This window comes from Nocardia sp. CDC519 (genome assembly GCF_059509835.1).
Window position 1 is genome coordinate 510,261 of record NZ_CM183377.1, and the last position, 12,594, is coordinate 522,854.

A 12,594-nucleotide genomic window follows, 5' to 3' on the forward strand; every position below is an offset into this window, starting at 1 on the left:
TCCCTCTCTTGACCCCGACCCCCGATGCATTGCGGGCAGGCAACCGAAACGCCTGCCCGCAATGAATGTCGCCTAGTCGGCCTCGGCCGTGGCGGCGTCGTTGGTCCGAACTACCGCAGTCGGATCCTCGAAGATCTTGTCGAATTCCTCGACAGTTATGTACTTCCCAATGGTGGTAGTAAGCGAAGTGCTCATGATTTCCCTCCCTTCAGTTCTCGACTGAGTGATCAGCGATCACCCTTCGGACATTAGCAAGACTTGCAGACCACGACCAGTGGCACTTTCCGTGGGGACGAGCGACGGTCGGTGACCTTTCTGCTCAGCAACCGGACGGATGCGGATCGCTGCGATCAGAGTTCCGGAAACCATTCCGAGACGATCTTCCCCCTAGCTGGGCACTCGCTGCTCGATGACTCTAAATAGAAGACTCACAATGCGGTTCACACGCCGAGACCAACCGATTGAGCTTGCGAGGAAGCATCATCCATCGGCCGGTTTGTGATCCATATCACTGATAGTCGCGGCAGGCGCGCGAACGTCCGCAATGAGCACCTCCACGGCTACCATCGGAATCCGGGAGCACGGTCGATCTCCGCTTCGCGGGTCGGCCGGCGAGAAACGGGGAGGTTCTCATGCGATATTCCGACTATGACCTGGTGGTTCTCGATGCACTCGACAACTACCTCCATGAGGCGCACCGCGTCCCCGAATACCTCGACCTCACCCGGATGCGGCACGGATGGCTGCGGTACCTGATTCTGCGGATCGCGGTCGTGTCCGAGGAGACCCATACCCCGGTCCACATCGGCAATGCCGATCGGCTGCTGCCCGAACTCGCTTATCGCGTATTCGACGATGACCCCACCATCTGGGGCGGCGTGGTGGAGCCGCAGATATCGCACTGTCTCGACGAAGCCGCGCGTCTGCACGAAGCGCTGACTACGAGCGGCGCCGAACCAGTCCGCATCCAACCCGGCCTCGGCGACCCCCACCGTGGCGGTCGAACGACCACGAAAGTCTCCAGCGCAGAGGTGGTTCAGTACTACAAACCCGGCCGGTACTCGCGCGGCGACATGCTCACCGCGTTCTTCGATGCGGCCGAGCTCTCCGCGTCCGTTCACATCCCACCTGATATCTCGGTACTCGACGGGTACCTCCAGAGCGCGGTCCCGGTTCCATCCCCTGCCACCATGCCAGGCGAGGAATTCTGGTACCGGGCAGGGCTTTTCGCGGCCGGGACCGACTGCCTGGGGACCGTCGATCTACACTATGGCAATATCGCGCCCGCCGGCAACGCCATCGCCATCATCGATGATGAGACCGTACTCGCCCCCAGTCCCTTCGACCGCGAGCGGAACGTGCTGACCACCTTGCTACTTCAAGATCCCGCGAGCGCTCGGACGGAAGTATCTGCGGGCTTCATGGCGACCAACACACCCGGCGTCTCGAGAAACTTCCCGTCTCTGCAGGCGTCGGAGCCGGACAGCGGCCTCACCGTTCGCATGACTACCAGGCTCGCCAGCAAGCCGACCCGCATCGGCAGCCACGTCCAGAACCTGTCTGGTTACCTCGAGGAGTTCCGCGCGGGCCTGTCACACGGTTACGCGACTATTCGCCGGAACCGGCATGCGTTGGTGGACGTGCTCCGATCCTGTCCCCGAGAATCGCTGTCCCGGGCGATCGTTTACTCGACGCCCGGATACGCGCGGCTGTCGGCGATGGTCGCCCTTTCGCCATCCACCGCTTCCCAACGCGAGATCTTCGATCGATTGGTCGAGCAGCTGGGTCGGTTTTCACGGACGACCGTAGGCCCCGAGATCATCGCATCAGAAGCCCGGCAACTGCTCGGCGGCGATATCCCGTTGTTCTGGATCGACCCGCACACCGACCATATCGTCGACGGCACAGGCCGAGTAGGTCGGGTTCGACATCCGCCGATCGACGAATGCTGTCACCGACTATCGACTCTCGACCACAACTACTCGATCGCGCAGGCCCGGATAGTGACGCAGTGCGGCTCGGGCCTGCATCTCGCCGCGCCGGGCAGCACGGGATCGGCAGTTGCGAAGGAGGTGTCGGCGTGATGACGGTGGCCGAAGAAGACCGGACGGAGGTATTGAAGGTCGCCGATTTCCGTAACCTATGGCTGGCGAACGGGTTTCGCGACGCATCGGGTGAAATCGCGCGTTTCGCGCTACCGATCAGCGCGGTGATCCTACTGGGCGCGTCACCCGTGCAGATGGCCTTCATCGCGATGTGTGCCAACATCGGCTATCTACTGTTCGGGCTCCCGGCGGGGGTATGGGTCGATCGGCTGCCCAAACGCACCGTACTGTCGGCGGCCGAACTGGCATATGTCATCGCGCTCGCGAGTATCCCCCTCGCCTATTTCGCCGGTGCGCTGACTGTGGTTCAGCTCATGCTGGTGGCGGTGATCCTGAGCGTCGCGGGGGTGTTCTTCGGGATCGCGCACCTGAGCGTGCTACCGCTGATCCTGCCCAAGAAGCGGGTATCCGACGCCAAGGCGCGACTTACGACGTCGTCTACCTCCATCAGCGTCATCGCCCCTGCGGCGGCGGGCGCCGCGGCCCAATCCATCGCCGCGCCCGTCCTCTATGGTGTCGCGGCAATGTGCCAGCTCGCTTCCGCGATCCTGGTCCGCCGCATTCATCCAGTCGAACCGCCTGTGCCGGAGCAAGCGCAGCGCAACTTCCGTGCCGAGATCGCCGACGGCGTCCGGATCGTCTTCCGCCAGCCCCTGCTCAGGCTGCTGCTCGGGCAGACAGCGGTGAACAACCTCGGTGCGGGCATCCTCATGGCGGTGATGGCCTATTTCCTGCTCGACACCCTCGCCATCGCACCATGGTTGTTCGGTGCGTTGTCCACGGTCGGCGCGATCGCCGGGCTCGGCGCCTCGCTGGTATGCCCGTGGCTGCGACGACGGTTCGGCGAGATCCGGATGACGATGGTCTTCTCGGGCCTGGCACCGGTCGCGATGGTATTTCTGCCGTTGGCCGGACTGCTGACTGATCAGGCGATCATCCTGATCACAGTCAGCCAGGTGCTTCTCGGAACGGCCCTGGTCGGCCGTTCGGTGGCGGTCGCGGGACTACGAGCACGCGTCACACCGAATCGATACCTGAGCCGCGTCACCGCTGCGGCCGCGGTCGTGACACAGGGCGCGACGCCTCTCGGCACCATGCTCGGCGGGTTCGTCGCCGGCGTATGGTCAGCGCAGACAGCCTTATGGGCCGGCGTCGCAGTCATGGCCATCCCTATCGTGCTGCTGCTCCGGTCGCCGTTACGTACGCACCGAACCCTGCCTGCGGAGTGGGAGGTCGACGACTGAGCTCCGATATCGTCGGCCGAAGTGCGGGCGGCAGCACATTAACCGCCCGCACTTCTGCAACATGTTCTACGAGCGGACGAGTGGTGCCAGTCGACGCAGCTGAACGAGATCGGCCACCGACACCAGCAGCATGGTGACCCCGGCCGCCTCCCAGACGCCGATCTGCTTGCGCACCTCGTCCTCGTTGCCGATGATCGTGGTGTCGAGCACCATCTCGTCGGGCACGGCGGCCGCCGCCTCGGCCTTGCGGCCGGCCTGGAACAGCGTGCCGATCTCCTCGACCTCGCGCTCGTATCCCATCCGGCGGTAGACCTGGGCGTGGAAGTTGAGTTCGGGCGCGCCCATGCCGCCGATGTAGAGCGACATCACCCAGCGCAGTCGTTCGATCTCACTCGCCGGGTCGTCGGTGATGATCACCTGGGCGCTGGCGGCGACCTCGAAGGTCTCTCTGGTGCGGCGCGCACCCGCGCGGGCGAAGCCTTCGTCGAGCCATTCGTTATACATCCCGGCCAGTCGCGGGGCGTAGTAGATGGCCAGCCAGCCGTCGGCGATCTCGGCGGTGAGCGCGACATTCTTCGGCCCCTCGGCGCCCAGCCAGATCGGCAAATCCGCACGTAGCGGATGCACGATCGGCTTGAGCGGCTTACCGAGACCGGTGGCGCCCGGACCAGCGTAGGGCAGCGTGTAGTGCGGCCCCTCGCTGACCACCGGTGCCTCGCGCGCGAGCACCTTGCGGACGATGTCGACGTACTCCCTCGTCCGCTGTAGCGGCTTGGCGAACGGCTGCCCGTACCAGCCCTCCACCACCTGCGGGCCGGAGACGCCGAGGCCGAGGATGGCGCGGCCGCCGCTGAGGTGATCCAGGGTCAGCGCGTGCATCGCGGTCGCCGCTGGCGTGCGCGCCGAGAGCTGCGCGACCGAGGTGCCCAGCCGCACCCGGCTGGTGGACGAACCCCACCAGGCCAGCGGACCGAAGGCGTCCGAGCCCCACGACTCGGCCGCGAACACCGCGTCGAAGCCCGCCGCCTCCGCGGCCGCGACCAGTTCACCGACATGCGGCGGCGGTGCCGCACCCCAATAGCCGAGCTGCAATCCGAACCGCATGCCGGTCCCCTTTCTCATTGACTGCTTGCCAGCAGAATAAGAACCTGTTCTACTCGATATCGTGACTCATGGGAATACTGCACCCACGGCAATCACGCAGGATCGCCCGCCGGGATTGAAACCGAGCGACGTACTCAGCGCGCCGCTGCGAATGACATTCGACTACACCCGATCGGTGGGACCGACCATCGGAAAGTTCCTGACCGGTCTGCGCCAACGCCGCGTTGTCGGCGTGCGCGGTTCCGACGGCCGGGTCCTGGTGCCGCCGGCCGAATACGATCCGGTGACCGCCGATCCGCTCAGCGAGTTCGTCGACGTCGCCGACGTGGGCACGGTCGTCTCCTGGAGCTGGGTGCGTGATCCACTGCCGGGTCAGCCCTTCGACCGGCCGTTCGCCTACGCGCTGATCAAGCTCGACGGCGCCGACACCGCCCTGCTGCACGCGGTGGACGTGGCGAGCCCGGACCAGATGAGCACCGGTATGCGGGTTCGCGCGCGCTGGGCCGCCGAGACCACCGGCACCATCCATGACATCGCCTGCTTCGAACCCGGCGAAACCTCCACCGCCGGTGCACGAACCGGCGATCCGGCGGCCGAGCCGGTCACCATGCTGGTGACGCCGGTGGACATGAGCTACAAGCACACCGCCTCTCCGCAGGAGACGGTGTATCTGCGCGGGCTGAAGGAAGGCAAGCTGATCGGCGGCCGCACCGACGCGGGCGGCAAGGTGTACTTCCCGCCGCGTGGCGCCAACCCCACCGACGGCAGGCCCACCGACGACATGGTCGAGCTGGCCGATACCGGTACCGTCACCACCTTCTGCATCGTCAACGTGCCGTTCCTCGGGCAGCGGATCAAACCGCCCTATGTGGCCGCCTATGTGCTGCTCGACGGCGCCGACATTCCGGTGCTGCACCTGGTGCTCGGCTGCGCGGCCGAGGAGGTCCGGATGGGCATGCGGGTGCGCGCGGTGTGGAAGCCGCGCGAGGAGTGGGGCTACGGGCTGGAGAACGTCGACCACTTCGAGCCCTCCGGCGAGCCGGATGCCGATTACGACACCTACAAGCATCACCTGTGAGAGGGCTCCCGAGTGACCATCACCGAGCGTTCGACCGATAACGCCACCGACATCGCCGTCGTCGGCTTCGCGCACGCACCCCATGTGCGGGAGACCTTCGGCACCACCAATGGCGTGGAGATGCTGCAACCGTGTTTCCAGCAGATCTACGACCAGCTCGGCATCACCAAGTCCGATATCGACTTCTGGTGCTCGGGCTCCTCCGATTACCTTGCCGGACGGGCCTTCTCGTTCATCTCGGCGGTCGACTCGATCGGCGCGGTGCCACCGATCAATGAATCGCATGTCGAGATGGACGCGGCCTGGGCCCTGTACGAGGCGTGGGTGAAGCTGCGTTCCGGGCAGGCCCGCACCGCGCTGGTGTACGGCTTCGGCAAGTCCTCCGCAGGCACCTTGCGCCAGATCCTGTCGATGCAGCTGGATCCGTATCTGGTGACGCCGCTGTGGCCGGATTCGCTGTCCATCGCGGGCTTGCAGGCCAGGGCCGGATTGGACGCCGGTCGCTGGAGCGAGCGGGATATGGCCGCGGTCTCGCAGGCGCGCCGGGCCGACGGCGCCTCCATCGACGACCTGCTGGCCGCGCCGTACGTCGCCGACCCGCTGCGCGAGCACGATTGCGCCCCCATCACCGACGGCGCCGCGGCCATCGTGCTCGCGGTGGGTGACCGGGCCCGCGAACTGTGCGAGCGCCCGGCCTGGATCACCGGCATGGCGCATCGGATCGACTCGTCGATGCTCGGCGGGCGTGATCTGACCGTCTCGCCATCGACGCAGGCCGCCGCCGAGGCGGTGACCGGCGGCGACACCAGCGGTTTCGATATCGCTGAGCTGCACGCTCCGTTCAGTCATCAGGAATTGATCCTGGCCGAGGCGATCGGCCTGGACAAGCGCACCAGGATCAATCCCTCCGGTGGCGCACTCGCCGGTAATCCGATGTTCGCCGCCGGACTCGAGCGCATCGGCTTCGCGGCGCGCGAAATCATGGCTGGCACCGCCGAGCGCGCGCTGGCCCACGCCACCAGCGGGCCCGCGCTGCAACAAAACCTTGTGACCGTTCTGGATTCGGAGGCTGGCCGATGAGTTTCCCGGCTGCGGTGCTCGGCACCGGACAAACGCATCATGTGACGAAACGCAGCGATGTGTCGATGGCCGGCATGGTCCGCGAGGCCATCGACCGCGCACTGGCCGACGCCGACCTCACCATGGCCGATATCGACGCGATCGTCATCGGCAAGGCGCCGGACCTGTTCGAGGGCGTCATGATGCCCGAGCTCTACATGGCCGACGCCCTCGGCGCCCCGGGCAAACCGCTGCTGCGGGTGCACACCGCGGGTTCGGTGGGCGGCTCGACCGGCGTGGTGGCGGCCAACCTGGTGCAGGCCGGCGTGCACGAGCGGGTGCTCGCGGTGGCGTGGGAGAAGCAGTCGGAGTCGAATGCCATGTGGGCGTTGTCGATTCCGGTGCCGTTCACCATGCCCGTCGGCGCGGGCGCGGGCGGCTACTTCGCGCCGCACGTGCGTTCCTACATCCGCCGCTCCAACGCCCCCGGCCATATCGGCGCGATGGTGGCGGCCAAGGATCGGCGCAATGGCGCCAAGAACCCGTACGCGCACCTGAAGCAGCCCGATATCACCATGGAGTCGGTGCTGGCCTCGCAGATGCTGTGGGATCCGATCCGCTTCGACGAGACCTGCCCCTCCTCCGACGGCGCCTGCGCGGTGGTCATCGGTGGCGAGAGTTCGGCCGCCGCGGTGGAAGCGGCGGGCAAGAAGGTGGCGTGGGTGCACGCGACCGCCATGCGCACCGAGCCCACCACCTATGCCGGTCGCGACCAGGTGAATCCGCAGGCCGGGCGCGATGCGGCCGCCGCGTTGTGGAAGCAGGCCGGCATCACCGATCCGCTCCGCGAGATCGACGCCGCCGAGATCTACGTTCCCTTCTCCTGGTTCGAGCCGATGTGGCTGGAAAACCTGGGCTTCGCCGCCCCCGGTGACGGCTGGAAACTCACCGACAAGGGCGAAACCGAGATCGGCGGCACCCTGCCGGTGAACCCGTCCGGCGGCGTGCTCTCGTCCAACCCGATCGGCGCCTCCGGCATGATCCGTTTCGCCGAGGCCGCCAAACAGGTGATGGGCCGGGCCGGCGCCTACCAGGTCGAGGACGCGCGCAGGGCGCTGGGCCACGCCTATGGTGGTGGCTCGCAGTACTTCTCGATGTGGGTGGTCGGTTCGGAGCGTCCGGCATGAAGTTCACCCTCGGCATCGCACTGAGCCCGCTCGAGCAGCTGCCCGAGCTGGCCAAGACCGCGGAAGAATGCGGGTTCTCCTCCATCGCCCTGCCCGATTCGCTGTTCTACATGAAGACTGCGGAGGCGAAATACCCCTACACCCCCGACGGCAGCCGCTTCTGGGGGCCCGAGACCCCGTGGGTGGATCCGTTGATCGGCGCCACCGCCATGGCCGCGGTGACCAGCCGCATCCGCTTCTACACCAATGTGCTCAAGCTCGGTTCCCGCAATCCGCTGCTACTGGCCCGCCAGGTCGGCTCGGTGGCGAATATGTCGGGCAACCGCTTCGGATTCGGCGTGGGCATCGGCTGGGCGCCGGAGGAATTCGAATGGTGCGGGGTGCCGTTCAAGCGGCGCGGTGCCAGGGTGGACGAGATGATCGAGGTCATCAAGCTGGTGCTCGGCGGCGGGATGGTCGAGTACCACGGCGAGTTCTTCGACTTCGATCCGTTGCAGATGAGTCCGGCGCCGACCGAACCGGTGCCGTTCTATATCGGCGGCCACACCGACGCCGCGCTGCGCCGCGCGGCGCGGGTCGGCGACGGCTGGACCTCGGCCATGATGAAGTTCGACCAGCTGTGCGAGACCATCGAGACTCTGCGGCAGTTGCGCGCAGAATACGGCCGGGCCGAGGAGCCGTTCGAGATCCAGGCGGTGTGCATCGACAAGTTCGGCCGCTCGGGCTATCAGGATCTGGCCGGAGCCGGCGTCACCGACGCGATCGTGGTGCCGTGGCTGATGGACGGCATCGGGTTCGACGGTGAGCTGTCGGCCAAGCAGGAATCGCTGCGCAAGTTCGCGGCCGCCAATATCGACGATCCGATCGTCTGAGCCGGAAGGGCAACCATGACCGTCGAGTCCTCCCCCATCACCGATCATCCGGCGCGCGCCGCGGGCCTGGCCTCACAGGCGGCGGTGCGGGCTCGCGATAAAAATGCCTGGTTGGAGCTGTTCGCCGAGGACGGCATCGTCGAGGATCCGATCGGGCCGTCCGGTTTCGATCCCGAGGGGCGCGGCCACCGCGGCCGCGACGCCATCGCGGCCTTCTGGGACAAAGCGATCGCGGCCACCGAATCGATCGAGTTCCTGTTCGGCGATTCGTTCGCCTGCGGTTCGGAGGTCGCCTTCACCGGCCTCATCCGCAGCACCCTCGGTGGGCATGTGATCGATGCCGAGGGCGTGTTCACCTACCGCGTCGACGAGGCGGGCAAGATCGCCGCATTGCGCGCGTATTGGGAGGTCGACCGGGCCATGAAGACGGCGCGACCGGCCTGAAGCACAGAAACGACGATGCCCCCTCGATCCATTCGATCGAGGGGGCATCGTCGTACGTGGACGGAATTCAGCTGCCGGTCTGCCCGGTGACCGGGCAGGTCTTGTAATCGACCGGGAATTCCTTGATGCCGTTGAGCCAACCCGAACGCAGGCGCTTGGCGTCGCCGAGCTTGCTGATATCGGGCAGATGATCGGCGATCGCGTTGAAGATCAGATCGACCTCGAGACGAGCCAGGTTCGCACCGATACAGAAATGCGCACCGGTGCCGCCGAAGGACAGATGCTGATTGTCCTCGCGCATGATGTCGAACTTCTCCGGATTCTCGAAGACGTCCTCATCGAAGTTGGCCGAGCGGTACAGCATGACCACCCGCTGACCCTTTTTGATCTGCACGCCGCCGAGCTCCACATCTTCCAGAGCGGTGCGCTGGAACGACGTCACCGGGGTGGCCCAGCGGATGATCTCGTCGGCGGCGGTGGCCGGACGTTCCTTTTTGAACAGTTCCCACTGATCGGGGTGTTCGAGGAAGGCCATCATGCCGTGGGTGATGGCATTGCGGGTGGTCTCGTTACCCGCCACCGCCAGCATGATGACGAAGAAGCCGAATTCCTCTTCCGAGAGCTTGTCGCCATCGATATCGGCCTCGATCAACGTGGTCACGATGTCATCGGCCGGACATTTCTTGCGATCGGCCGCCATCTGGTAGGCGTAGCCGAGAATTTCCGCGGACGCCACCACCGGATCGGCGTCGTTGTCCGGATCGTCGTAGCCGGTCATCTCATTGGACCAGCGGAAGACCTTCATCCGATCTTCCTGCGGAACACCGATCAGTTCGGCGATCGCCTGCAGCGGCAGCTCGCACGCGATCTGGGTGACGAAATCGCCGGATCCGGCCTCGGCGGCCGCCTTCACGATGCCTTCCGCGCGGGCCGAGAGCTCGGCACGCAGGCTGTTGATCGCGCGCGGGGTGAAGCCGCGGGAAATGATCTTGCGCAGTTTGGTGTGCTCGGGCGCGTCCTTGTTGATCAGGACGAACCGTTGCAGCTCGATCTGTTCCCGGGTGATGTCGTCGTTGAACCGCGGGATCGCGGTGTTCTCATAGGTGGAGAACACGTCGCTGCGCCGCGAGACCTCCTTGACGTCGGCGTGCTTGCTGACGACCCAGAATCCGTCGTCATGGAAGCCGCCCACTTCCGGTGGCTGTGGATTCCACCAGATCGGCGCGGCCCGGCGCAGCTCGGCGAATTCCTCGACCGGGACGCGGTGGGCATAGATTTCGGGATCGGTGACGTCGAATCCGTCCGGCAGATCGGGCCGGACCGTTCGAGGGGCTACCACCAGTGGCCTCCTTCAGAGAGTGCGCAACCAAGCCGAGCCGAGCACCAGGTGCATCCGTCGACAACACTGGAACACGTTCTACAATTATTGAAGCACAGGCGGGAAAACTAGGAAAGAAACCGGACAGATCCGCCGGTGACAAGTGTCAAGAACACGTTTCAATTCTGTCCTCGAGGAAAGGTTGGAGATGGGTACACCCGTCATCGTCGAAGCCGCCCGCACCCCCATCGGCAAGCGTCGCGGCTGGCTGTCCGGCCTGCACGCGGCCGAGCTCATCGGCCTCGCCCAGCGCGGCCTGCTCGAGCGCGCCCATCTGGACCCCGCCCTCGTGGAGCAGGTCATCGGCGGATGCGTCACCCAAGCCGGCGAGCAGTCCAACAACGTCACCCGGGTCGGCTGGCTGCATGCCGGACTGCCCTGGCAGGTCGGCTGCACCACCATCGACGCCCAGTGCGGTTCGGCCCAGCAGGCCAATCACCTGATCGCCGGGCTCATCGCCACCGACGCCATCGAGATCGGCATGGCCTGCGGCGTGGAGGCGATGAGCCGGGTTCCGCTCGGCGCCAACGTCGGTGAGCACGCGGGCCCGCGCCGGCCCGCGTCGTGGAATATCGATATGCCCAACCAGTTCGAGGCCGCCGAGCGAATCGCCAAGCGGCGCGGCATCACCCGCGAAGACGTCGACGCGCTCGGCGTGCGCTCGCAGCGCCTGGCCGCCCAGGCCTGGGCCGAGGGCCGCTTCGATCGCGAGGTGCTCACCGTGACCGCTCCGGTCGCCGATAAGGAAGGGAACCTCACCGGGGAGAAGATGGAGGTCAGCCGGGATCAGGGTCTGCGCGAGACCACCGCCGAGAGCCTGGCCGGACTGAAGCCGGTACTCGAGGGCGGCATCCACACCGCAGGCACCTCCTCGCAGATCTCCGACGGCGCCGCAGCGGTGCTGCTGATGGACGAAAATGCCGCGCGCCGTGAAGGTTTGACCCCGCGCGCGCGGATCGTCACCCAGTGCCTGGTCGGCTCGGAGCCGGAGTTCCACCTCGACGGCCCGGTGCAGGCCACCACCCGCCTGCTGGAGCGTTCGGGTATGAGCATGAGCGATATCGATCTGTTCGAGATCAACGAAGCGTTCGCGTCCGTGCCGCTGTCGTGGGCGTCGGTGCACAAGCCGGATATGGACAAGGTGAACGTCAACGGTGGGGCCATCGCCCTCGGCCATCCGGTCGGTTCCACCGGATCCCGCCTCATCACAACGGCTTTGCACGAGTTGGAGCGTTCCGACAAGAGCATCGCAATGGTGCTCATGTGTGCCGGTGGCGCACTAGCGACAGGCACCATCATCGAGCGGTTGTAGGGCTTTCAACCAATTCCCTGGTGCAACTTGAACGTTCATCTCGGAGGCGGCAAAACGTGTCGTACGCCACACAAAGTCCGGTACAGAGGACTAGATGAGATGTCAGCTAACTTGCGGCTACCGCACGTCCGACCGGCAAGACCCCCGCGACGGGCTAGAACTTGCTGGCCGGACGGCTCCACAAGAGCCGTTGGTGGAACCCGCAAACGCCACGCTCGGAACCTCTGCACTGGATACCGACCTGGAAGCTTCAAGGAAATTCGGAATCAGGCGTAGGTTTTCAGTTACTGAGCCGCTAATATCAATGATACGTATCCGAGATAACGACTGTTAGTACAGCGAAGGGAATTGGGCGGCTCACAATGGCTGATTTCGCGGCGCGGCTGAACAAGCTGTTCGAAACCGTGCATCCCCCGGGGCGTAAGCCGCACACCAACGCGGAGGTCGCAGCCGCGCTGACGGCTTCAGGGCATCCGATCTCCAAACCGTACCTGTCGCAGTTGCGGTCCGGGCAGCGGACCAATCCGTCGGACGAGACGGTGGCCGCGTTGGCGAAGTTCTTCAAGGTCAAGCCCGACTACTTCTTCAACGACATCTACGCCGCCAAGATCGACCACGATCTGGAACTGCTGTCTCAGTTGCAGGGGTACGGGCTGCGTCGACTGTCCAGCCGGGCTTTCGACCTTTCCGAAGAATCACAGAATCTACTCACGTCCATGGCGGAGAAACTCCGGGCAAGTGAAGGTCTGCCCGAAGTTCCTCCGGACGGGACCGAATAGGCTCTCGCACACCACAACACAGTGCGGCCCGC

At 65.5% G+C, this 12,594-nt stretch carries 12 protein-coding genes; 9 read left to right on the forward strand and 3 right to left on the reverse strand.

Translation table 11 applies throughout. The features are described 5' to 3' along the window. Nucleotides 1-72 precede the first annotated feature (72 nt). Nucleotides 73-195 (reverse strand): hypothetical protein, encoded by a 123-nt coding sequence (locus AC5W7N_RS02125; RefSeq protein ID WP_256673307.1) that lies wholly within the window; start codon nt 193-195, stop codon nt 73-75. Between the two features lie 437 nt (nt 196-632). Between AC5W7N_RS02125 and AC5W7N_RS02130 the strand changes: the two genes are divergently transcribed. Beyond that, nucleotides 633-2,084, forward strand: coding sequence for a DUF4135 domain-containing protein (locus AC5W7N_RS02130; RefSeq protein ID WP_195020548.1), 1,452 nt, complete (start codon nt 633-635; stop codon nt 2,082-2,084). After that, nucleotides 2,084-3,349 (forward strand): MFS transporter, encoded by a 1,266-nt coding sequence (locus AC5W7N_RS02135; protein ID WP_163813997.1) that lies wholly within the window; start codon nt 2,084-2,086, stop codon nt 3,347-3,349. The genes AC5W7N_RS02130 and AC5W7N_RS02135 overlap by 1 nt, the downstream gene beginning before the upstream one ends. A gap of 66 nt (nt 3,350-3,415) precedes the next feature. Here the strand turns inward: AC5W7N_RS02135 and AC5W7N_RS02140 are convergent, their stop codons facing one another. Then, the gene (locus tag AC5W7N_RS02140) at nt 3,416-4,453 is read right to left on the reverse strand and encodes an LLM class F420-dependent oxidoreductase (RefSeq protein ID WP_195020547.1); all 1,038 of its coding nucleotides are present in this window, start codon (nt 4,451-4,453) and stop codon (nt 3,416-3,418) included. 61 nt (nt 4,454-4,514) lie between these two features. On the opposite strand from AC5W7N_RS02140, the gene AC5W7N_RS02145 reads away from it, so the two are divergent. From AC5W7N_RS02145 to AC5W7N_RS02165, 5 genes are read left to right on the forward strand one after another with little or no spacing between them, the layout of a single operon-like run. Further along, complete coding sequence (locus tag AC5W7N_RS02145; protein ID WP_416383080.1) at nt 4,515-5,531, forward strand: Zn-ribbon domain-containing OB-fold protein; 1,017 nt, start codon at nt 4,515-4,517, stop codon at nt 5,529-5,531. A gap of 12 nt (nt 5,532-5,543) precedes the next feature. After that, on the forward strand, nt 5,544-6,611 hold the full coding sequence (locus tag AC5W7N_RS02150) for a thiolase family protein (protein WP_175585903.1): 1,068 nt from the start codon (nt 5,544-5,546) through the stop codon (nt 6,609-6,611). After that, on the forward strand, nt 6,608-7,777 hold the full coding sequence (locus AC5W7N_RS02155; RefSeq protein WP_163813995.1) for a thiolase family protein: 1,170 nt from the start codon (nt 6,608-6,610) through the stop codon (nt 7,775-7,777). Before AC5W7N_RS02150 ends, AC5W7N_RS02155 begins: the two co-directional genes overlap by 4 nt. Next, nucleotides 7,774-8,649 (forward strand): TIGR03619 family F420-dependent LLM class oxidoreductase, encoded by an 876-nt coding sequence (locus AC5W7N_RS02160; protein WP_163813994.1) that lies wholly within the window; start codon nt 7,774-7,776, stop codon nt 8,647-8,649. The genes AC5W7N_RS02155 and AC5W7N_RS02160 overlap by 4 nt, the downstream gene beginning before the upstream one ends. Nucleotides 8,650-8,664: 15 nt before the next feature. Further along, complete coding sequence (locus AC5W7N_RS02165) at nt 8,665-9,093, forward strand: nuclear transport factor 2 family protein (RefSeq protein ID WP_036532703.1); 429 nt, start codon at nt 8,665-8,667, stop codon at nt 9,091-9,093. Between the two features lie 67 nt (nt 9,094-9,160). Here the strand turns inward: AC5W7N_RS02165 and AC5W7N_RS02170 are convergent, their stop codons facing one another. Then, a complete protein-coding gene (locus AC5W7N_RS02170) occupies nt 9,161-10,432 on the reverse strand; it encodes a cytochrome P450 (protein WP_163813993.1) in 1,272 nt (423 codons plus the stop codon). A gap of 187 nt (nt 10,433-10,619) precedes the next feature. Between AC5W7N_RS02170 and AC5W7N_RS02175 the strand changes: the two genes are divergently transcribed. Further along, nucleotides 10,620-11,783: a steroid 3-ketoacyl-CoA thiolase gene (locus AC5W7N_RS02175; RefSeq protein WP_163813992.1), complete on the forward strand. Its 1,164-nt coding sequence runs from the start codon at nt 10,620-10,622 to the stop codon at nt 11,781-11,783. A 362-nt stretch (nt 11,784-12,145) separates the two neighbouring features. After that, nucleotides 12,146-12,562, forward strand: a complete 417-nt coding sequence (locus tag AC5W7N_RS02180; RefSeq protein WP_014348820.1) for a helix-turn-helix domain-containing protein — start codon at nt 12,146-12,148, stop codon at nt 12,560-12,562. Nucleotides 12,563-12,594 lie beyond the last annotated feature (32 nt).